Source organism: Nitrospina sp. 32_T5, from assembly GCF_052156635.1.
Lineage (GTDB): Bacteria > Nitrospinota > Nitrospinia > Nitrospinales > Nitrospinaceae > Nitrospina.
Genome location: NZ_JBQKUO010000004.1, coordinates 323421 through 345325 on the forward strand (window position 1 = coordinate 323421; position 21905 = coordinate 345325).

At 55.5% G+C, this 21905-nt stretch carries 17 protein-coding genes and 2 tRNA genes; 11 read left to right on the forward strand and 8 right to left on the reverse strand.

What is annotated here, in order from left to right; genetic code table 11:
• Positions 1-334 precede the first annotated feature (334 nt).
• The 6 genes from ACTRW9_RS12770 to ACTRW9_RS12795 all read left to right on the forward strand — a co-directional run bounded on the left by ACTRW9_RS12770 (position 335) and on the right by ACTRW9_RS12795 (position 5520).
• The gene (locus tag ACTRW9_RS12770) at positions 335-988 is read left to right on the forward strand and encodes a CBS and ACT domain-containing protein (RefSeq protein ID WP_442425204.1); all 654 of its coding nucleotides are present in this window, start codon (positions 335-337) and stop codon (positions 986-988) included.
• 258 nt (positions 989-1246) lie between these two features.
• Positions 1247-2575: a carbohydrate porin gene (locus ACTRW9_RS12775; RefSeq protein ID WP_442429645.1), complete on the forward strand. Its 1329-nt coding sequence runs from the start codon at positions 1247-1249 to the stop codon at positions 2573-2575.
• Between the two features lie 120 nt (positions 2576-2695).
• The gene (locus tag ACTRW9_RS12780; RefSeq protein ID WP_442429646.1) at positions 2696-4255 is read left to right on the forward strand and encodes a 2-isopropylmalate synthase; all 1560 of its coding nucleotides are present in this window, start codon (positions 2696-2698) and stop codon (positions 4253-4255) included.
• A gap of 106 nt (positions 4256-4361) precedes the next feature.
• Positions 4362-5156, forward strand: coding sequence for a carboxy-S-adenosyl-L-methionine synthase CmoA (gene cmoA, locus ACTRW9_RS12785; RefSeq protein ID WP_442429647.1), 795 nt, complete (start codon positions 4362-4364; stop codon positions 5154-5156).
• 48 nt (positions 5157-5204) lie between these two features.
• Entirely contained in the window at positions 5205-5390 is a 186-nt protein-coding gene (locus ACTRW9_RS12790; RefSeq protein WP_442425200.1) for an FmdB family zinc ribbon protein, read from the forward strand.
• A gap of 53 nt (positions 5391-5443) precedes the next feature.
• Positions 5444-5520: transfer RNA gene (locus tag ACTRW9_RS12795), tRNA-Pro, on the forward strand.
• A 62-nt stretch (positions 5521-5582) separates the two neighbouring features.
• On the opposite strand, the gene ACTRW9_RS12800 is transcribed toward ACTRW9_RS12795, so the two are convergent.
• The 4 genes from ACTRW9_RS12800 to ACTRW9_RS12815 form a co-directional block, all read right to left on the reverse strand.
• Positions 5583-7202 carry a sensor histidine kinase gene (locus ACTRW9_RS12800; protein ID WP_442429648.1) on the reverse strand — a complete coding sequence of 540 codons (1620 nt, stop codon included), beginning with the start codon at positions 7200-7202 and terminating at the stop codon, positions 5583-5585.
• Between the two features lie 46 nt (positions 7203-7248).
• The gene (locus ACTRW9_RS12805) at positions 7249-8637 is read right to left on the reverse strand and encodes an OmpP1/FadL family transporter (RefSeq protein ID WP_442429649.1); all 1389 of its coding nucleotides are present in this window, start codon (positions 8635-8637) and stop codon (positions 7249-7251) included.
• Between the two features lie 121 nt (positions 8638-8758).
• Positions 8759-9928 carry a helix-turn-helix transcriptional regulator gene (locus ACTRW9_RS12810; protein ID WP_442425195.1) on the reverse strand — a complete coding sequence of 390 codons (1170 nt, stop codon included), beginning with the start codon at positions 9926-9928 and terminating at the stop codon, positions 8759-8761.
• A 256-nt stretch (positions 9929-10184) separates the two neighbouring features.
• A complete protein-coding gene (locus tag ACTRW9_RS12815; protein WP_442429650.1) occupies positions 10185-10670 on the reverse strand; it encodes an SRPBCC family protein in 486 nt (161 codons plus the stop codon).
• 327 nt (positions 10671-10997) lie between these two features.
• Here ACTRW9_RS12815 and ACTRW9_RS12820 point away from each other — a divergent pair, with 327 nt between their 5' ends.
• Complete coding sequence (locus tag ACTRW9_RS12820) at positions 10998-11198, forward strand: cold-shock protein (RefSeq protein WP_005009571.1); 201 nt, start codon at positions 10998-11000, stop codon at positions 11196-11198.
• Between the two features lie 96 nt (positions 11199-11294).
• Here ACTRW9_RS12820 and ACTRW9_RS12825 read toward each other — a convergent pair whose 3' ends face one another.
• The 3 genes from ACTRW9_RS12825 to ACTRW9_RS12835 all read right to left on the reverse strand — a co-directional run bounded on the left by ACTRW9_RS12825 (position 11295) and on the right by ACTRW9_RS12835 (position 17055).
• Positions 11295-12203: a metallophosphoesterase gene (locus tag ACTRW9_RS12825; RefSeq protein WP_442429651.1), complete on the reverse strand. Its 909-nt coding sequence runs from the start codon at positions 12201-12203 to the stop codon at positions 11295-11297.
• Between the two features lie 115 nt (positions 12204-12318).
• The gene (gene polA / locus ACTRW9_RS12830; protein ID WP_442429652.1) at positions 12319-15021 is read right to left on the reverse strand and encodes a DNA polymerase I; all 2703 of its coding nucleotides are present in this window, start codon (positions 15019-15021) and stop codon (positions 12319-12321) included.
• Between the two features lie 132 nt (positions 15022-15153).
• Positions 15154-17055 carry a reverse transcriptase domain-containing protein gene (locus ACTRW9_RS12835; RefSeq protein ID WP_442429653.1) on the reverse strand — a complete coding sequence of 634 codons (1902 nt, stop codon included), beginning with the start codon at positions 17053-17055 and terminating at the stop codon, positions 15154-15156.
• Between the two features lie 220 nt (positions 17056-17275).
• Here ACTRW9_RS12835 and ACTRW9_RS12840 point away from each other — a divergent pair, with 220 nt between their 5' ends.
• The 4 genes from ACTRW9_RS12840 (at position 17276) to ACTRW9_RS12855 (ending at position 21575) form a co-directional block, all read left to right on the forward strand.
• A complete protein-coding gene (locus ACTRW9_RS12840) occupies positions 17276-18280 on the forward strand; it encodes a KpsF/GutQ family sugar-phosphate isomerase (RefSeq protein ID WP_442429654.1) in 1005 nt (334 codons plus the stop codon).
• 95 nt (positions 18281-18375) lie between these two features.
• Positions 18376-21015 carry an alanine--tRNA ligase gene (gene alaS, locus ACTRW9_RS12845; RefSeq protein WP_442429655.1) on the forward strand — a complete coding sequence of 880 codons (2640 nt, stop codon included), beginning with the start codon at positions 18376-18378 and terminating at the stop codon, positions 21013-21015.
• Positions 21016-21138: 123 nt separating this feature from the next.
• Entirely contained in the window at positions 21139-21471 is a 333-nt protein-coding gene (locus ACTRW9_RS12850; RefSeq protein WP_442429656.1) for a hypothetical protein, read from the forward strand.
• 27 nt (positions 21472-21498) lie between these two features.
• Positions 21499-21575 (forward strand) — tRNA-Arg (locus ACTRW9_RS12855).
• A 70-nt stretch (positions 21576-21645) separates the two neighbouring features.
• On the opposite strand, the gene ACTRW9_RS12860 is transcribed toward ACTRW9_RS12855, so the two are convergent.
• A complete protein-coding gene (locus ACTRW9_RS12860; RefSeq protein WP_442429657.1) occupies positions 21646-21858 on the reverse strand; it encodes a hypothetical protein in 213 nt (70 codons plus the stop codon).
• Positions 21859-21905: the final 47 nt, after the last annotated feature.

Here is a 21905-nt window from a genome sequence, read left to right on the forward strand (position 1 = left end):
GTGTAAGAAGAACTGTGGGGGTGCCAGCCCTTTCTTGTCTGTGGAACCTTTCATTTAAGTACAAGTGAATTCCTAAAATCAACTGAAAAATGACCCCTCTCCGGATTCTTTAAAGGTCTCCAACTGCCATTCGAAGCCCGCCGGAAACCCTGCATTTGACGTGTATTTTGTGAACCGCTTCTGGTAATAATGAAGGAGAGAGGTGCTGTCCGGCAGGTGGCCTTCCGGCATATTGTACTCCCGGCCCGCAAATCATTCCATTTAGTTCTGACCGTGCCGGATGAATTCCGGACGGTAATTTCCCCCTCATAAACCGATTACCTGGAGGACGCATATGATTGTCGGCGAAGTGATGTCCAAGAAACTCCACACGGTAAAAAAGTCCGATTCCCTTAAGAAAGCGCAGGATCTGATGGTGACCCATGCCATTCGCCATTTGCCGGTCGTGGACAAGGGAGAGCTTCTCGGCATCATCACCGAAAGCGACATCCGCGGCGCCTTCATCGGCCAGGGGAGAAATGCCCGCAAAGGCAATTCGGGCAAGCTCGAGATCAACAATCCCGGCAAAATGAAGGTCAACGACTACATGACCCGTCACCCCCTGGTGGTGGTGCCCGAAACCCACATCGAGGATGCCGCCCTCATGATCTATAAAAACAAGATCGGCGCCCTCCCTGTCATCAAGCGCAACAAGCTGGTCGGCATCATCACCATCATGGACATGCTTGGCATTTTCGTCGACCTCATGGGCATCCTTCATTCCAGTTCGCGCATTGACGTGGTGATGGGCAAAAACCCGGACAATTTTGAAAAGGTGTCCAGCATCATCAACAAGGAGGGGTTGAACATCATCAGCGTCGGCATGGCGCCCTACCTGAAGGACCCGACCCAGCAGGTCTATTTTTTCCGCCTCGACCTGTGTGAAACGAAAAACGTCGTCGGTAAAATCGAAAAAGCAGGTTTCCACGTGATCAGTTCAATGGATTGAACGGCGCGAGACGTCCAACTCCTGCCTTTGCCGTCGTGCCCCTCTCTCACAAGAGAAAACCAGGTCACCGGATCCGGCCCCACATCGACCGGATTCCCACCATATTTTTCTTAAAAAGCCGAATCCAATTTACCAATTCGGAGTAAAATATCCCTGTAGGCTTTTGCCGGGTTTCCGGAAGGGGGAAATGAAATCGGGAACCTGGCCGAAGTGGATGCTTCCCTGACTCTTTTTGACTTTCAAATCGGAAAAAAACCTGTGCGCTTGGTTTCCTTTGTGGTGGACCGAAATGGGTTGTACCAGGCCGGATTGCTGGCTCTACTGGCTTTCGTTCTGTCCGGCACTCTTTATCCATCCCTCCTGGCCGCACAGGATCTCGACGGACTCGACCGCCACGGCAACATCACCCTCCGCAGGGAAACCATCACCGGCAACTGGGGCGGACTCCGCACCGAACTCCTCGACCGCGGCATTTATTTCCGCGGCGGATACATGGGCGAACTGTTCCACATGGACCGACGCCACCGGAGCAGCCAGACCCGTTATTTCGGTTACGCGGACTTCGAGTTGCATGTCAATTTACAACAATTGCTCGACGGACCCGACGGCCATTTTTTCTTTTACACCACACTTCTTCATGGTAACCGGTTCCAATCGTTTATCGGTTCTGTCCACGACCTGAGTAATATTGAAGGCCGCCCCAACCTGCTTCTCATGCAGGCCTGGTACGACCAGCATTTTTTCGACCGGCGGATGGCCATCCTGGTCGGCATCTATGACATCGCCAACGAGTTCGACTACCGAGAATCCGCCCAGTTGTTCCTGAACGGCGCCTTCGGCACCGGCGTGGACCTCACCGAATCCGGCATTGCCGGTGTGCCGACCTACCCCCTCACCACTCTGGGCATGCGTCTCAGGATCGAACCCACCCCCAACTGGTACTATAAAGGTGCTGTGCTGGATGGGGTGCCGGGAGACCCGCAGAATCCCCGCGGCACGCAGGTGATCCTGGATGCGGATGACGAGGGGGTTCTGTTCATGAACGAAGTGGGATACGAGTCGGACCGGCCCCGCCTGGGCCTCAACAAGGCCGGGATCGGCAGCTGGTGGTACACGAAGCGGTTTCCGGACCTGGTGGAGCAGGACTCCGCCGGGGCTCCCCGGCAACATTCCGATACGCAGGGTATTTACCTGTTTGCCGAAGGCACCTTTTTTCTCGAATACCCACGCTCCAGACAGGGGCTGCGGGGCTTCGCCCGCCTGGGTTTTTCCGACCAGGACGTCAATGCGCTCTCCACCTACTTCGACGCCGGGCTGGAATACACCGGACTCATTCCCGGCCGGGACAGGGACAAGGCGGGCATCGCCGTCTCCTACCTGTTTTTCGGCGACAAATACAAACAACAGCAGAGGGCGGCGGGCATCACCATCGACGATCCTGAGGTGCTGGTCGAGGCCACCTACAGAATCCGCGTGCGGCCGGGCATGTTCCTGCAACCGGACGTCCAGTACGTGTTCAATCCCGTGGCCCGGGCCGGAGCGGTGAACACGCTCTCGGTGGGCTTCCGCTTCGGCCTCAACTTCTAGCCAGCCCCGTTTTCCGCACAATCCCGGCCAAAAAACGCCCGCACCCTCTCGCATCCGCCCGGAATTGCGTTACAATGGAACGTGATTTATTTAACAATCCTTTAACAAAAGAGAAAGATCATGCAACCGGAACGAATCATCATATTCGACACGACGTTAAGAGACGGGGAACAATGTCCCGGCGCCAGTATGAACAATAAGGAAAAACTGGAAATCGCCCGGCAGCTGTCTCTACTGAAAGTCGATGTGATCGAAGCGGGGTTTCCGGTTGCTTCTCCCGGGGACTTCGAGTCGGTCAGGCAGATCGCCAACGAAATCCGTGGTTCGTCGGTGGCGGGACTCGCCCGCGCCCTGAACAAGGACGTGGAAGCCTGCGCCCGTGCGCTGGAAAAAGCGGAGTCGCCGCGCATCCACATCTTCCTGTCCACGTCCAAGTTGCACCGTGACCACAAGCTGAACATGGACAAGGGGCAGATCATCAAGATGGCCACCGACGCCATTGAGTTCGGCAGGAAGTTTTGCGACGACATCGAGTTTTCGCCGGAAGACGCCTCGCGCACGGAACCGGACTTCCTCGCCGAGGTGGTGGAAGCGGTGATCGCCGCCGGAGCGAAGACGGTGAACATCCCCGATACGGTGGGCTATTCGGTGCCGGAGCAGTTCGGCGCACTCATCCGCTCGCTCAAGGAGAACGTGCCCAACATCGACGACGCCGTCATCAGCGTGCACTGCCACAACGACCTCGGCATGGCCGTGGCCAACTCGCTGGCGGCGGTGAAAGCCGGAGCGCGGCAGGTGGAATGCACCGTCAACGGCATCGGTGAGCGCGCCGGCAACGCGGCGATGGAAGAGATCGTCATGGCGCTCAAGACGCGCAAGGACTTCTTCAGCTACGACACGCGCATCGATACGAAACACATCATGGCGTGCAGCCGGCTGGTCAGCAGTCTCACCGGATTCTTTGTGCAGCGCAACAAGGCCATTGTCGGCAAGAACGCCTTCGCCCACGAATCCGGCGTGCACCAGGACGGCTACCTGAAGAAGAAGGACACCTACGAGATCATGGACCCGCGCGACATCGGGCTCGACAGTGCGGAGTTGGTTCTAGGCAAGCACTCCGGACGCAATGCGCTCAACAAGAAAATCGAGAGCATGGGCTACAAGCTGACCGTCGAGGAGATGGACCGCGTGTTCGCCGAGTTCAAGGTGCTGGCTGACGAGAAGAAGGATGTTTATGACGAAGACATCCTCGCCGTCATCCAGAAACAGGTGACCACCGACGACAGCCTGAACACGTACGTGCTGGAGAAAATCCAGTGCGGTTTCGAGACGGGCGTCATGCCGGAGGCAACCGTTCAGCTCAAAAGCCGTGACGGCCAGACGCACACCGCCACCGCGCAGGGCGACGGGCCGATCGATGCCATCTACAACGCGATGGACAAGATCACCGGGCTCACCTGCAAACTGCTCGACTACCAGGTGATGTCAAAGACCAAGGGCAAGGACGCACAGGGCGAGGTGTCGGTCCGTGTGCTCAGCGAAAACCGCGAGGTGCTGGGCAAGGGCACCGGCGTCAACACCGTCGAGGCCAGCGGCGTCGCCTACGTCAACGCCATCAACAAACTCCTGCTGAAAAGCAAGAGCGGTCCCGTGGACGGTAACGAAATCCAGGGTCCGTGACAGGCAGGCTGTTGTATTGAAACCGATGCAGAACCGAATCCCCATGCCGGGCGGCACCCCGCCGGGTATGGGGATTCCTTTTTGCATCTTCTGATACCGGAATAGAATGGCACCCAGACAACGCGACAACCTGTTCGCCCGCGACGACGCGCCGGAGAAATTCGAGTTCAACGAATCCGTCGCCCGCGTGTTCGACAACATGCTGGAACGCAGCGTTCCTTTTTATAAGGAATGTCAGCAGATGGTGGTGGCGCTGGCCGAAAACTACTCGCAACCGGGCACGCGGGTTTACGACCTCGGTTGCTCCACCGGCACGCTGATCCGCGAGATGGCGCGCGCCCTGCCCGCCTCCTCGGAGGTCCGGTTCGTCGGCATCGACAACTCCGACGCCATGCTCAAAAAAGCCCGGCGCAAGCTGAAGGAATTCGGCGACCGGTGCGAAGTGGTTACGGGCGACCTCAACGGCCCGCTGGAGCTGGTGGACGCGAGCGTGGTGGTGATGAATTACACCCTGCAATTCCTCCCCCCGGCAAAACGGCTGGCCCTGTTGAAGCGCATCCACAAAAGCCTGCTTCCCGGCGGGGCGCTGATCCTGATCGAGAAGGTGAAGGCGGAGGCCGAAGCGCTGGCCCCGGTCTTCGTCGAGCGTTATTACGCGTACAAGCGGGAGATGGGGTATTCGCGGATGGAGATTTCGCGCAAGCGGGAGGCCCTGGAGCAGGTTCTGGTGCCCCTCCGGCCCGCCGAAAATGTTACAATGCTGGAAACAGCCGGGTTTCAGGATGTGGACGTGTTTTTCAAGTGGTTCAACTTTTGCGGATTCGTGGCCCTTCGGGGCGGCGCACCGGGATCAACCAAGGCACCCGGTAAAAAACGCGCGAAGCCGCGCAAGTCCCGTTGAAAACGGAAAAAAACTGGTGTACCCTTAGCAACTTTGAGGAATGGAGCCATGCCGCAGTACGACCATACCTGCAAAAAATGCAAACACAATTTCGTAGTGGAGATGCGCATCTCCGAGGTGGGCAACAAGGAAGTGACCTGCCCCAAGTGCAAGAAGTCGAAGGACGTCGAACGGCTCGTGACCAACACCTCGTACTGGTCCGAGAGCGTCGACCGCTACCGCTGGGACAAGTGACCGGCGGGCAGACACATTGAAGTTTTACATTTAAAGACGATACCGAAAACGGTCGGGATGTAGCGCAGCCTGGTAGCGCACCTCGTTCGGGACGAGGGGGCCGGAGGTTCAAATCCTCTCATCCCGACCAGTTTTATTGAAAGGGTTGGCTTTTCAAAGCCAACCCTTTTTGTTTTTATGGCACGATAGAAATTATTTTACGGGAAGTAAAAAGTAAAAAGTGGAGCCATGGCCGGGTTGGCTGACGACGCCCACCTCGCCGCCGTGCAGGGTGATGATCTTCTTCACGATGGCGAGGCCCAACCCCGTCGCTTTTTCCTGCCCGGTCGGCTTACTGCTCAAGGTCTGAAATTCCCCGAACAACAGCTTCTGCTCTTCCTCCGAAAGGCCGACTCCCTGGTCTTTCACCGAAAACTGGATTTTGTCTCCCTGCAATTCGGTGGTAACCAGAACGGTTGAGGCTGGTGGGGAGAACTTGATGGCGTTGCTCAAAAAATTGTTGATGGACTGGATGAGCGCGTCTTTATCGAACGGAAACGGCGGCACCTTGGCCAGGTCCTGCTTGATGCAGATTTCCTTTTTGTTGGCCACGATCTGATTGAGGCTCACCTGTTCCTCGATAATGGGATTGATGTCCTGGATCATCCGGTTGATCTCAATTTTCCCCTGCTCGATCTTGGAGATGTCCAGCAGGTTTTCCAGAAGATGGATCATGTGGCCGCTGGCGTTGTAAATCTTATCGAAGAACCTGCGGTGCTTGTCACTCACGCCCTGCGTGCATTCATCCCGCAACGCTTCGCTGAACGTGCGGATGACGTACACCGGGTTGCGCAGGTCGTGCGCCGCAATGCCCAGAAACTTGTTCTTCAGCTCGTTCATCTTGGTCAACGTTTCGTTCTGTTCCTGGATGATGGCCTCCGCCCGGCGGTGTTCGATGGCGTCGGCGATCAATCCCCCCATCGACTTCAAAATCTCCGGGCTTCGTTCGTACCACGACGGATTTGAATTGGTGTACAGGAACAAAACGCCCACCATCTTGTCCCGGCTTTTGAGGGGAATGATGTAATGCCCGTGCGCGGTCATGCCCTCGTACTTCCGCTCGTGCCGTGGATCCGAAAAGCAGTTGTTGCTGACCAGCATCTCCCCGCTCATGGCCACCCGCCCGCACAGGCATTCGCCAAAAGGCACCTCCGCATCCTGCCGGTGAAATTCTTCCGGAAAATCACCAACCGTGGTGTACAGGCGCAGAACTTTTTTCTCATGGTCTGCAATGAACACTCCCGCCTTGTACTCGATTCTCAGCTCGCTCAACCTTATGATCTCCTCCACGGCGCGGCTCAGCATTTGGGGAAGCGGATCCTGTGTCTGCAGAATTTTGGACACATTGTGTAGAGCGGTGTACTCCATGTTGCGACGCAGGGTTTCCTCGTGGGCCTGAAGCTGGGCGGTCGTGCCGTGCAGAATGGCAACGAAGTGAGAAATCCGGTCGGCGGGGTCCGAGATGGGAAAGATGGTGACGTCCGCAGGGAAGACCGTCCCGTCCCGTTTTTTATTCACCATCTGCCCGCTCCAGATGTTTCCGGACATAAGCATATCCCACATGCTGTTGTAAAAACTCTCCGGATGATGTCCGCTCTTTAAAATGCGCCCGCTTTTGCCGACCACATCGTCTCCACGAAATCCGGTGAGCAGTTCGAACGCGGGGTTGACGTGGCTGATCACACCGTCCGGGTCGGTGATGTATATTGCCTCCGGAAACGAATCGGAGATCCGCGACAACTTCTGCCTTTTAAAAAGATCCAGCTCTTTCATGGCATCACCTTCTCTTTTTCGAGGGACCTTCCCTGCCAGCCCGGCCTCAGAACAGCAACCGAAAATTCACCACGCCGACATGAAAGATCGTGTCCCAGCGGCCAATGACCGGGGGCCGGCGGTTGCGGCTGATGGTTCGCGAGTCGTAAGCCACCACCTGGTACGCCAGATCCACTCCCACCCCTTCCAGAGCGAACTCTTTTTTGTTTTTACCGCCGCACCGGAACCAGCCGAAGAAACTTCCCTGCTTTTCACACATCCAGCCAAAGCCGACGGAGTAGGCGTTGTACTCGGAGTCCGGCACCGCGGGCGAAAAGGTGAACTCCGGAACCGGCGATTCCGACCGGACATAGCCCGCCCGCACCGAGGCCGTCCAGCCCGGCTGGTCCAGCCAGTAGCGCCATTTGTATTCGGTGCCCACCATCCAGACCCACGCCCCCTTCCAGTTCAGCGGGAACGGCAGGGTCGCGCCGTTGGACAGGGTCACATCGATATCCTTGAGCGAACTCCAGTCCGCATACTCCACGTCGACTTCCAGTTTCCATTCGCGGCGCCGGTCACGAAGAGGCCAGTACGCCACCGCTCCGGTAAAAATCTGCGGCAACTCAAGCTGGGCGAAGGCATCCGCGGATTTGTTTCCCCCAACAAGAAACGCCCCTTCCAGGTCCAGCGTCACCTGACTGCGATAAACAAACGCCAGGTTGAGGATGGGCTGGCGGTCTTCATCCCATATTGCCGTATACAGAATGCCCACATTGAACCCGACACCGGAATCCTTTCCGTTCAACTCCAGAGGCGTACCCAGCGGGATGCCCAACGGACCAAACTCCGGTCCGGCATTCAGCTTCTGTTCCAGGTGCCCCTCACCGATGAAATCGAAAAACGTGTAAATGTCCAACCCCACTCCGATGGAAACCCGGTCATGAAACGCGTAGGCCACAGTCGGTTTGAAATCGACCAGCGAAAGCTGGTTGCGCGTGGATACGGTGTTGAAGGGTCCCTGGTCCGGGTACTTGTTGATCAAACCGAAGGGCGAAGTGATGCCCAGGCCGACCGCCATTCCTTCCACAGATTCGATGCCGAGGCTTTTCAAGTCCGAGGTCAGATAAAAATGCGAAGGCGGGGGATAGGCAACGGTTCCGTCCAGGGTGCCTTTCGTCTTACTGCCATTGGGGCGAGTGAATGTAGTTTTGCCGCCCACCAGAATCACCCCGCCGGAAACCTGGATTCCGGAAAGCCGGGCAATGCCTGCGGGGTTGAAATGAATGGCCGATGGATCGTCCGCCTGGGCGGAGAAAGCCGTCCCTTGACCGGTGGCGGCCGCTCCCTGATCCAGAATTCTGAATGCTTCGGCCTGAACAACGGGTGCGCGAAAAAGATTCGTCAATATTAGAGAGGCAATAATGGGACCGAGCATGCAAATGAACCGTTTCATCTGCATACACCTTTTCCTCCAGTTCGCTGCGGTTTCCCTCGCTTGCTAAATTCAATTTTTTTCTATTCGCCCATCGGCCCGGTTCCTTTGAGATTATCTGGAGAAGAGCAAATCCGCATGATCAAGGTCCTTCATCAGGAAGACTCATTTTCGAAAAAAACTGCTCCCGGGTTTGAACGTTCAGCTTTTCAAAAATTTGCTGAATGTTTTCCTGGACCCGCTCCGGGCTGATAAACAAACGCGCGGCAATGGCCACCGGTTCCATGCCATCCAGCAACAGGCAGGAAACTTCCATCTGCACCTTGTCGAGCCCCGCCTCCTGCATGGCCAGGTTGCGCAGGGAATACGGATCTTCCACCGGTTTCATCTGAAGCAGCCAGCACGGGTCCTGCCCCCAGTTTTTTCTTTCCAGCATGCACAGGTTCAATCGAAAGACGCCTTCCGGTAACTGGTAAAAGACCAGTTCCACGGGAGAACTCTGGATTTCGAAAGGCGGTTCGAAGCGGGAAATTTCCCGGCTGAGGATCCGCATCAACTCCGGCGGAATCATCTGCCCGGTGCTCACGCCCACCACCTCGGTGAACACGCGGTTGCAGAACAGAACCCGCATGTTGGAATGAAACAGCGCAATGCCCGTAGGCACCTCCACCAAAGCGTCCACCAGGGAACGGTAGCGTTTCAGCTCGTCATTCAGGATGATGGTTTTGATGGTCTGCAACAGGTGGGGACGCAATAACTCCAGAACCCGGATGTCGCGAAGGGTGAAGTTTTTATCGTATTGATCCACCATTTCGATGGGAGCGTGCCGGTGGATTCCCAGGCCATGGGTGATTTCCGGCTGGTCGAACGTCGCCAGGAAATTAGCGATCGGGTTGAGGTACAGCCAGGAGTCGCGGACATACTCCGGGTTCTCCGCGAAAAACTGGTCCTTTTCCCTGACAAACACTTCGCGGGGAATGTCCACATCCACCGCCACGACTGGGCGGGCCACCCGTTCCAGCATGGTTGGGATGGATTTGATGTAAGGAATGGAATCGGAAAGCTGGTTGAAGTCTTCCTGCGGAACGCCCACGCAATCCACCAGGCCTACCTGCCCCAGCGATTTGCTGGTGAAATCCATGTTGATCCAGCCGTACAATGCGGAGTCCGCTTCGAACAAAGGGAGCACGTGACTGCTGAACACACCGCGAAGCGCTTCCCGCGTCTCGCACCCATGAAACTGGGTGATGGTATCGAGAATGGCCAGATAATCTTTTTCCGGAATGGAGACAGGACACGAATTTTGAACCATGACCGCCCCTCCAAAAGCGGCGTTCCCGGGCCGCTTTCAAGTCGATTGGTAAAATTCTGATTTTCCCGTTCTTATGCTCAATTAATATTTATCCATCCGGTCCAACCCGCAATAGGTAGTCCTAAACATTCTTCCATTACATATCGGGGCAAGGCAACCCGGCTCAAAACCGGCATAATTTAGCCAAAGTTATCCGAAGAAATGCCACATACCAAAAGGCATAGCGATAGTATTGGGAAATCGAAGGAAGATTTGCTTATTCCAGGGTGGGTACGCCTTTTCCGGTTTCGACGTAGGCTTTCAGGCTGGTGTGAATAAAAAATTCCCACACGTCACTGCACACCTCATTGCATTCCAGTCGGCTCAGGCCAACATGCGTGAAGATGAGGCGCGCACCTTCATCCAACGATTTAATTCCGAAAAGGACTTCGGTCCCGACCCAGTCACGGGGATCGCTGGAGACACCCGACGGGTGTTCGGCCTCGACGCATTTCCAATGAACGAGCCGATTGGGCTCCAGTTTTTCCACCCGCATGCGCGCAAAGAAACCTGTTTTTGGAAAACGCATGGTGGCAACCGACCCTTCTTCCCCGTCGAACTCGGTGAATACCGTCCACCATCCGCGAATGCCGTCGCGGGTTCCCACTGCACGAAACAAAGATGGGGCGTCCGCGCGCACAGTCAATTCCGTTTTGAAATCATTTTCCATCACCGCCACCTCCTGAAAATCTTGCGCAAACATTTGATTTTCACTTAATAAGAGAAAGTTGGATATGCCCATTTTGCGTGTAAATATTATTCCGATAATACTAGGAAATTGATACCAATTCTGCTATGGTTGTGTCGTTGGAAAGCGGCCGCCACAGGGGGAGGTGGGTGCTTCAGACGGGAGAATCTGTCCTCCTCCGCAGAACCATATAAAGCGTTTTTATATGGGTGCGGTCACAAGGGTTGGATTGCCCGTCTCGGTTCGATAAAACCCCGGGATTACCCAACCCAGTAAAAACAGGGAACGCACTTTCGGCACAAGGACGGGGGGTTCCCACCAATTTGTAGGAGTTTATTCGGTATGTCTGAAGGCAGAGTCAAGTGGTTCAATCAAAGCAAGGGTTATGGTTTTATCGAAGCCGATGATGGCAAAGACTATTTTGTCCATTTCTCGGAAATCCAGGTTGAGGGATTCAAAACCCTTCAAGAGGGTCAATTGGTGGAATTCGAAGGGAGCATGGGCAAAAAAGGTCCGCAGGCCTCAAAAGTCGTTCCCAAGTAATTTCGGCGCTCTCTTAATCCGGCGGGGCCTGGTCGCAGGCTCCGCCGGATTTTTTTTGCCTGAAAACGGCCGCAGCGGAATCAAACGGGAGTGGATTCAAACCAGGGTGATCAACGTCACTTCCGGGGGGCAAAGCAGACGGATGGGAACGACGAGGTGGCCCACCCCGCGCGTCACATACGTCTGCCGGTGGCCATCCCGGGCGAGTCCTTCCATGTATTTTCGTTGGCGCACTCCCGCCTGAAACGGCGCGCCGATGAAGGGAAGCTTGATCTGACCGCCATGGGTGTGACCGGACAGGATCAGATCGACCTTGTGGGAGGGATAGAGGATTTCGTTCACTTCCGGGTTGTGGCTGAGCAGGACACGTACCATGTCCTCCGGTATGTCCTTCAACGCCTCACCGGGCGAGCAGGTCGTCTGCCAGTAATCGTCCACTCCGGCGAGGATGATGGAATCGCCGCCGCGTTCGACCCGCACATTGCGGTTGCGCAACCACTGCGCACCGAATCCCTGCTCGAACTCGCGCTCCAGCATCGACGTCGCCTCCGGCCCACTCCAGTAATCATGGTTGCCCAGCACGGCGTAAATACCCGACGGCGCTTTCAATCCGGAAAACGCCTCGACTATGTTCATTATATATTCCGGTTCGAACCCGTGAGGCGGCTCTCCGGGAAAGTGGAAGGTGTGGCCGATGAAATCACCGGTCAGGGCGATCATGTCCGGCTTCGTCGTCATCAGCAATTCGGCGGCGCTTTGCAGATGGTCTTTGGAAACGATGGGTGAGGAATGGAGGTCGCTGAGCAGGCCGATGGTGAATCCGCGGAACGCGGGAGGCAGGTTGCGGATGGTGATTTCCACCCGCTCCAGGCGGATGTTGGAACTCCACGTACCGGCGTAGCCGTGACCGACACCCGCACCACTCACGGCAAACACGCCCAGCATGCCTTTCAAAAAAGACCGGCGGGGAATCGGTTTTTTAAAAAAATCGAAATGAAATCTCAAGACCGGCGCGCCTCCCAAACGTTCCTTCTATTATCGCGAGCAGGCACCCGGTAAATCCACAAAAAAGAAACGGTCGAATGCCGCTCCACTCCACAACGCCGAATTTCATGCGTATTCAGTGGGCGTCGCTCCAGTTTTCGCCCCAGTCCATGTTGACGGTCAGCGGCACCTTGAGCTTTGCCACACCCTCCATTGCCTTCCGGACAAGCGGTTCCATCGCCTTCTTCTCCGATTCCGGGCATTCGAAAATCAACTCGTCGTGTACCTGCAGGATCATGCGTGACGCCAGTTTCTCTTTCAACATTTTGTCGTGGATGTTGAGCATCGCCATCTTGATGAAATCGGCGGCGCTTCCCTGCACGGGCGAGTTGATGGCGGTGCGCTCGGCGGCTTCCCGCACCTGCCGGTTCTTGCTGTTGATGTCCGGCATGTACCGCCTGCGGTTCATCATCGTTTTCGTGTAGCCGTTTTTGCGTGCCATTTCAATGGTCTCATCCATGAACGTCTTCACGTTCTTGTACAGATCGAAATACTGGTCGATGAAGGTCTTCGCATCTTTCGGCGTGATCTTGAGCTGGCGCGAAAGGCCGTATGCGCTCAACCCGTACACAATGCCGAAGTTCACCGCCTTCGCCATGCGCCGCCCTTCGGGATCGACCTGGTCGATGGGCTGACCGAAAATCTCCGCGGCCGTGCGACTGTGGATGTCTTCATTATTCTTGAAAGCGCGGATGAGCGCCGGGTCGCCGGAAAGATGCGCCAAAAGACGCAACTCGATCTGCGAGTAGTCGGCGGACAGCAACCAGCATCCCTTGTCGGCAAGGAACGCCTTGCGGATCTCGCGTCCCACCTCCGAGCGGATGGGGATGTTCTGCAGGTTGGGATCGCTGCTGCTCAGCCGCCCGGTGGCGGCGACGGTCTGGTTGTACGAGGTGTGGATGCGCCCGGTCTCTTTGAACACTTCGCCCTGCAGGGCATCGACATAAGTCGATTTCATCTTCGCGAACTGGCGGTAGTTGAGGATCTTGTCCGGCAGGTCGTGCTCCGCCGCCAGTTCCTCCAGCACGCTGACATCGGTCGAGTACCCGCTCTTGGTTTTCTTCACCGTGCGCAGCTTCAGTTTTTCAAACAGGATCGTCGAAAGCTGTTTCGGCGAATTGATGTTGAACGGCTCGCCCGCCAGCGCATAAATCTCGTCCTCGATTTTCTTGAGGTCCTTCTCCAGCTTCTTCGACAGCTTTTTCAGATGTTCGGTATCGAGCAGGACGCCGGCCAACTCCATCTCCGCCAGCACTTCGAGCAGAGGCAGTTCGATGGTCTCGTACAACTCCAGGTCCTCGCCCTTCAACTGCTTCTCGAAGTGACGCGTCAGGCGGTAGGTGATGTCGGAGTCCTCCGCCGCGTACTCGGAGGCGCGTTCGATCTCCACCTCATCGAATCCCACCTGCTTGGAAGCCGACCCCGCCACATCGCTGTACTTGATGGTGGTGTGCTGGAACATCTCGAGCGCGAGGTCGTCGAGACTGTGACTGCGCCGCGACGGATCGAGCACGTACGACGCCAGCATGGAGTCGAACACGATGCCCCGCAACTGAACGCCCTCGTTGTGCAGGACGATGAGGTCGTACTTGATGTTGTGCCCGTACTTCTCCAGCTTCGGGTCTTCGAGCAGGGGCTTCAGTTTGTCGAGCACGTGCTGCTTGCCCAGTTGTTCCGGCACGCCCAGGTAGCGGTGCGCCACCGGGATGTAACACGCCTCGCCCTCCGCCCACGAAAACGAAATGCCCACCATCTTCGCCTTGACCGGCCGCTTCGACGTGGTCTCCAGGTCGAGCGCGAACGCTTTCGCTTTTTTGAGCTTTTTGATCAGGTCGTCCAGCGCCTTGTCGTCGAGGATGGTGTCGTAGTCGCGCTTGATTGCGGACCCGGTTTCGGCCGTCGCACCGTCCCCGCCCTCCCCTTCCGGTAACGCCGCCAGCAGCGTTTTGAATTCAAGATCGGTGAACAACTCGCGCAGTTTTTGGTTGTCCGGGTCGCGCGCTTCCAGGTCTTCAATCTTGCAGTCGATGGGCGTGTCGAGTTTGATCGTCACCAGTTCGCGGCTGAGCAGGGCGTTGTCCTTGTCCGTCTCCAGTTTTTCTTTCAGCTTGGCCTTGTCGATTTCGTCGAGGTGTTCGTACAACCCCTGGATCGATCCGTATTTCTGGATGAGGTCGGTCGCCGTTTTGGGTCCGACGCCCTTGACGCCGGGGATGTGGTCGCTGGAGTCGCCCATCAGCCCCATCACCTCGATCACCCGGTCCGGCTCGACGCCGAATTTTTCCTTCACGTCGTCGATGCCGAAGCGTTTTTCCTTCATGGTGTCGAGCATGTGGATCTTGTCTGTGATCAACTGCATCATGTCCTTGTCGCCGCTGACGATGGTGACGTCCATCCCCGCCTTCTCACCCTCGCGCGCCAGCGTGCCGATGATGTCGTCCGCCTCGAAACCCGGTTTGCGCAGGCTTTTGATGTTGAACGCATCGACCAGTGGCTCGAAATACGGGAACTGGACCGCGAGGTCTTCCGGCGGCACGTCGCGATTGGCTTTGTAATCGGCGTACATCTCGTGGCGGAAGGTTTTTTCCTTGCTGTCGAAGACGACGGCGAGGTAGTCCGGTTGCTCCTCGCGCACCACCTTCATCAGCATGGTGGTGAAACCGTAGAGCGCGTTGGTGGGCTGGCCCTTGGAGTTGGACAGGTTGTGGCGGATGCCGAAAAACGCGCGGAAGATGTACGACGAACCGTCGATCAGGTAGAGCTTTTTCTTCGAGGCCATGGAGTGCGCTTATAAAAGGTTGGTCACAAACGCCTCAATGTACTACAAATCGAACTCCCAACCAAACCCAACCTTAAAACTAAAATATAAGCCTTGGCCATATGAAGGGGACGGGAGATTTATTTTCAACTCTTATGATATCTTCTCCATCAAATTATTTATTTGCCAATTAATCTTTGCACTTCTAGTTTTGGGAATAGATTCAATATATTCCCTAACCTTTAGGGCTACTTCTCTTTTATTATTTGCAACCATTGCGTATAACGTTGGCAAAGACCGCTGAAAAGCAAACTCATTTTTATTTCCTTTTTGCATTTTCACCAGCTCCTTAATAACAAAACTTTCATCTTGAGTGAACCTAAGAAAAAACAATGCTAAACGATTAGTTCCAGGATCTGCATGGTAAATCAAGTCATTCAATCTTACCTTAAGTTTTTCCCTAGGACTTCGAGAAAGAAGGACGCAAGCTGCACGTCGAACCATCGGATGCTCATGCCTTAAAAATTTATTTGCTAAGGAAAGGGAATGGTCGTCACGATATGGATAGGCCATAATGCATTCCAAACCCTTTTGAACCACAATCCAATCTCGCCTTTGCACAAGGGCAAACCTTCTAATTCTAGAAGAAATTTGATTCGGGTTTGATGGATTTAATCGCGAAATCGTCTCCAAAACAATGGCTGCTTGATATGGAAAAGGAAGTTGATCCTTCTCCAATATCTGAAATAGCTCATCTACTGCCCAATCATGATGTTTCATTTCAAGTGAGCTAATATAAGAAAGAGACTTATTAAGCACTCGAATATCAGGCAAATGGCTAATGGCCATTAGCGCTGCATTACGCATTTGAGGACGAGAACAGATACTAAACAAAGTCATCAACCTTCTAAAGAGTCTATTTTTCTTTCCATTTAAGGACTCAATATTTTTTGGTAACCCTGCTGTAAACTGCGATTTAATATGGTTAAGCTGCACCAACTCTCTTGTGATCAGCTTTCTATCTGAAGATAACTTAGGGTTTAGTTTTCGCACAACTTCTATCGCAACATCGACTGATTGCAATTCAGAGTTATCGATCTCATTCCTCAAGTCTTCCTCAGACAGTATCTCAGTCTTACTTCCTTGAAGGTTTAGGTGTAATGTTCTTAAAGTCTCGTTTATTATAAATACTACTTCCCTAGCGTGTTGCTCGGATTTGGTAAACACTTTCACATCATCTACATACCTGAACCATCTGGCATCATTTCTTGTGCAAAACTTATTCAAGGCTCGATCCAAGGGAATCAAATATAAATTCCCTAAAAACGAACTTACTTCGTTACCTTGAGGAATACCTCTCTCAATTGGCGTTCCAGAGCTTGTGACCCTTGTCCACCCTTCTAAAACTCTAAAAAGAACTTGAAGTATTTTATCTTCCTCCTTTTTAAGGAGAGACCTTATTTGATTTTCAAGAAGCCTTAAATCTATATTTTCAAAATATGCGGTTATATCCGTTTTAGTTAGGTGGGTAAAGCCTTCCTCTGTGCACGCCTTTATAGACTTCGCCTCAAACTCAGGCCAAAGCTCATACCATGCATCGAAAGGACTGATTGATCTTAATGTTTCTTTTTTAAGAAATGGGAACTCAATCTCTGCCTCTCGAAATAGAGATTTACGCTTCCTGAGCCTTTGCTTAAAATTTGGATGAAGCCTATATGAGAAAACTGAATCATCCAGTCGTTTATCCAAATAAGGGGCTAGCAGATATACAATTGCATGAAGAAGCGACGCCTCTTCAATTGGGAGAACATTTCCTGGTCTAACACTGAGGCCCGTTTTAGGTACATCCACTTCCAGTAGGTGATGAGGTCGATACCTAAAGGTTTGTACTTGTTCAACTAAATGTTGAAGCCTTTCATCAAGGTTTAAGGCAAAATCTGCGTGTCCAATTGGATCAGAAACAAAATCATCCCGGCTATCACCTTGCGCAAGGTACCACCCAATCCGCATAACATCCGGCTTACAAAGGTCATTAAAGAGACTATCCTGCCCCATACCCTCAACTCACCTAGTTTGAAAATTAATTTTAGCTTTCTAAATTCCTGCAACAGTTTTTCAATATACCAAATATCCTCAAAAAAGGATTCTCTGTTTAAACACTTATAGTGATTCCTATCAAAGAAACCCAAATACCTTTGCCCCAAGCCCGTTTTGTGCTACTATTTTGGGACTCAAGGAATTACTGAAGTTACTGAATTTTAAGGCTTAATAGAGAATGCAACCGTTGAAAAAAGATCCCGGCGGCAAGGACGAAGCGCTTCGCATGATGGAGGAAGCCCGGCGCGTCTTGCAGAACGAAAGCGACTCCATCGCCGCGCTCAAGGAGCGCATCGACGCCACCTTCGTCGGAGTCGTCCACCGCCTCGACGCCTGCAAGGGCCACGTCGTCGTGCTGGGCATCGGCAAGTCCGGCCTCATCGGCCAGAAGATCGCCGCCACCTTTTCCAGCATCGGCCTGCCCGCGCTGTTTCTGCACGCGGCGGAAGCCAGCCACGGCGACCTCGGCATCATCGGCAAGGAAGACATTCTGCTCGCCATCTCCAACAGCGGCGAGACGGAAGAACTGGTGCGCCTGCTGCCCATCATCAACCGCCGCAAATGCACGCTGGTGGCGATGACGGGGCGCCCCGACTCCACCCTCGCCAAACGCGCCGATTTCGTGCTCAACGTCGGCGTGAAAGAAGAAGCCTGTCCGCTGAACCTGGTACCGACCTCCAGCACCACCGCCACCCTCGCCATGGGCGACGCGCTGGCGCTGGTGCTCCTGGAGAAACGCGGCTTCCGGCCGGAAGATTTCGCCCAGCACCACCCCGGCGGCAGTCTGGGCCGCAGGCTCCTCACCACCGTCGAGGACCTCATGCACTCCGGTGACGAGGTGCCCAAGGTGGCGGAAGACGCCAACCTGCCCGCCATCATCACCGAGATGAGCCGCAAACGCCTCGGCACCACGCTGGTGGTGGACCAAAGCGGCCTGCTTTCCGGCATCATCACCGATGGCGACCTTCGACGGCTGATGGAATCCGGCAAGGATTTCCAGTCCATCTGCGCCCGCGACCTGATGTCGCGCACGCCGAAATGCGTCGGCAAGGACCACATGGCGACGAAGGCCGTGCAGTTCATGGACGAGCACAGTATCACCTGCGTGGTGGTCTCCGACGACGGCAAAGCGATCGACGGCATCATCCACCTGCACGACCTGCTGAAGGCCGGGATCATATAAAAAAACCTTTCCTGCCAATCCTTTGAATCCCGCCTACAAAAACGATATTCTAGTGTTACAATCCCCGGATTAATAGAATCTCCGAACGGATCGACATGACAGGCAACGAGATACGACATCTGTTTTTGAAATATTTTGAGGACCGCGGCCACACCGTGGTGCCGAGCGACGCGCTGGTGCCGAAAAACGACCCCAGCCTGCTGTTCACCAACGCGGGCATGGTGCAGTTCAAAAACGTGTTCCTGGGCCAGGAGAAGCGGGACTACACCCGCGCCGCCTCGTCGCAGAAATGCGTGCGCGCCGGCGGCAAGCACAACGACCTGGAGATGGTCGGGCGCACGGCGCGTCACCACACGTTCTTCGAGATGCTGGGCAACTTCTCGTTCGGCGACTATTTCAAGAAGGAAGCCATCGCCTACGCGTGGGAATTCCTCACCGAGATCGTCAAACTGCCGAAAGAAAAACTCTACATCTCCATCTACAAGGACGACGAAGACGCGTTCCAGATTTGGAAAAACGACATCGGTCTCGCCGACGACCGCATCTACCGCCTGGGTGAGGAAGACAACTTCTGGGCGATGGGCAGCACCGGGCCGTGCGGTCCCTGCTCCGAAATCTACATCGACCAGGGCGAGGCCCTCGGTTGCGGCAAGCCGACGTGCGAAGTCGGCTGCGACTGCGACCGCTACCTCGAAATCTGGAACCTCGTGTTCATGCAGTACGACCGGGATGATGCGGGCACCATGACGCCGCTGCCCAGCCCGTGCATCGACACCGGGATGGGACTGGAACGCCTCGCCGCCGTTTTGCAGGGCAAGCCCAGCAACTACGACTCCGACATCATGATGGGGTTGATCGAGCACGCCAGCAAGATCACCGGCAAGGCCTACAACGCCAGCCACGAAAACGACGTGTCTTTGCGCGTCATTGCGGATCACGCCCGCGCCGCGACGTTTCTCATCAACGACGGCGTGCTTCCCTCCAACGAGGGACGCGGCTACGTATTGCGTCGCATCATGCGCCGCGCCCTACGCCACGGCAAACTGCTCGACCAGGAAAAACCGTTCTTCCATCACATCACGGAAGACGTCATCGAAAAATTCCAGGACGTGTACGCCGACCTCAAGACCAACCGCGACTTCATCCAGAAGGTGGTGACCAACGAGGAGGTCAGCTTCAACAACACCCTCACCTTCGGCACCGAGCGGCTGAACGAAATCCTCGACCGCCTGCAAAAAGAAAACAAAACCACCATCCCCGGAGAGGAAGTGTTCAAGCTGTACGACACCTTCGGCTTCCCCGTCGATCTGGTGGAAGAAACCGCCAAGGACACGGGATTCGAGCTGGACATGTCCGGCTTCGACCGCGCCATGAAGGAACAGCGGGAAAAAGCCATGGCGTCGTGGAAGGGATCGGGGGAAAAACAGATCGCGCCCATCTACACCAAGATCGTGCAGGAGCACGGCGGCACGCTGTTCGACGGCTACGGCGGGACGGAAGGCGAAGGCCGTGTGCTGGCCCTGCTGAAAGATCAGAAACCCGTCGAGTCGGCGGGCGAAGGCGATGAAATCGAGCTGGTTCTCGACGAGACCCCGTTTTACGGCGAGTCCGGCGGGCAGGTGGGCGACATCGGCTGGGCGTTCCACGACAGGGCGCGGCTGGAGATCACCGACACGCAGAAGCCGCTCAACAACCTCATCGTGCACAAGGCGAAGGTGACGCAGGGCACGGTTTCGAAAGGCGACGCGCTCAATCTGCAGGTGGATACACGCAAACGCATCGACACCGCCAACAACCATTCCGCCACGCACCTGCTCCACGCGGCGCTCAAGGAAGTGCTGGGCCCGCACGTCAAGCAGGCGGGGTCGCTGGTGGAAGCAGACCGGCTCCGATTCGACTACACGCATTTTTCACCGCTGACGGAAGAGGAGCGCGAGCGCATCGAGGCGCTGGTCAACGAACAGATCCGCGCCAATCATGAAGTCGAGACCAAGGTCGTGTCGATGGAAGACGCGCTGGAAGAAGGCGCGGTGGCGCTGTTCGGCGAGAAGTACGACGACCACGTGCGCGTGGTCAATGTCCCCGGCTTCAGCAAGGAACTGTGCGGAGGCACGCACGTGCCCGCCACCGGCACCATCGGTTTCTTCAAGATCACGCATGAAGGCGGCATCGCCTCCGGCGTGCGGCGCATCGAGGCGGTGACGGGCTCGCGCGCCTACGAGTGGCTGCAGAACGAGTTCGGCCAGCTCTCCGGCATCCGCAAACTGCTCAAGGCCCAGCCGAATGAAGAGGTCAACAAGATCAAGAAAATGCTGGAGCGCCAGCGCGAGCTGGAAAAAGAAGTCAGCACACTCAAGGACAAGCTCATCAGCGGCAAGGGCGGCGGCACGAGCCTGATGGACGAAGTGAAGAAGGTGAGCGGCGTGTCGCTGCTGGTCAAAAAGCTGGAGGGCATGGATGCCAAGACCCTGCGCTCGTTCATCGACAACGCCAAGAACCAGATCCAGTCCGGCGTCGTGGTGGCCGGGTCCAGCGACAACGGCAAGGTGATGCTGGCCGCCGGGGTGACGAAAGACCTCACCGACCGCTTTCATGCCGGCAACATTTTGAAGGAAATCGCGGGCATCGTCGGCGGCAGTGGCGGCGGTCGGCCGGACATGGCGCAGGCGGGGGGCAGCCAGCCGGAAAAACTCGACGACGCACTCAACGCCGTGCCGGGTCTCCTCGAAAAATAAGCGCCCGCACCACAGGCAGTTTCCCATTGCCATGTCCGCCGCTGTCGGATACCCTTTAGGGCGAAACCGAATGCAAACACAAATCCGCCCAGCCAACCGCGGTGACGCGGTGAGGGATCGAACATGAAACACAAACGCAAAACAGAACTGGACGACAAGTGGAAACAGGTCGCCACGCAGGCGGTGACGCAGGAAGAATTCAAGCAAAGGCTTGTGGCCAATCCCGTCAGCGTGATGGGCGAGTTTGAAATCCACCTGCCGGAAGGCGTCGAAGCCAAAGTCGGCATCGAAGGTGCGGTGAAACTGTTTCCGCCCGACGGCGCGTCCGATGACGTTCTCGAGGAAGTGCAGTGGTGGAAATGGCGGCTGGACATGATCCGTCAGTTCGGACGCGAGGACAAGTACACCGGCGTCAAGCACACCATGCCGGAGGCCAGCGAAGACGACGACGTCTAGGCCTTATTCTTTCCCAAATCAAACATTGCGCCCGTAGCTCAGCTGGATAGAGTGCCGGATTCCGGTTCCGAAGGTCGGGGGTTCGAATCCCTCCGGGCGTGCCAGATACAAAAAACCACCCGTGCGAACACTCGCCGGGTGGTTTTTTTGTTTTATATATGCATTGCCCTGCTCTCAGGCGTCGATGATGTCGCCGTCGGAGGTCATCTTGGTGGCGGTTTCGAACTCGATGAGGTCGAGGCTTTTCATGGCACGGCACTTGGTGAAGAACATGGCGAGTTCCACCTCCGAGTCGATGATGCGTACCGCTTCGCGGCACCCCACGCCCTCCAGTTCCAGGGTTTCCGATTCGGGCAGGATATTGAGTTTGTAGCCGGGTTGTTCCATAAACGTTCTCTTCCAGAAAAGTCTCTCCCCTGATGCTTCCATTGGAA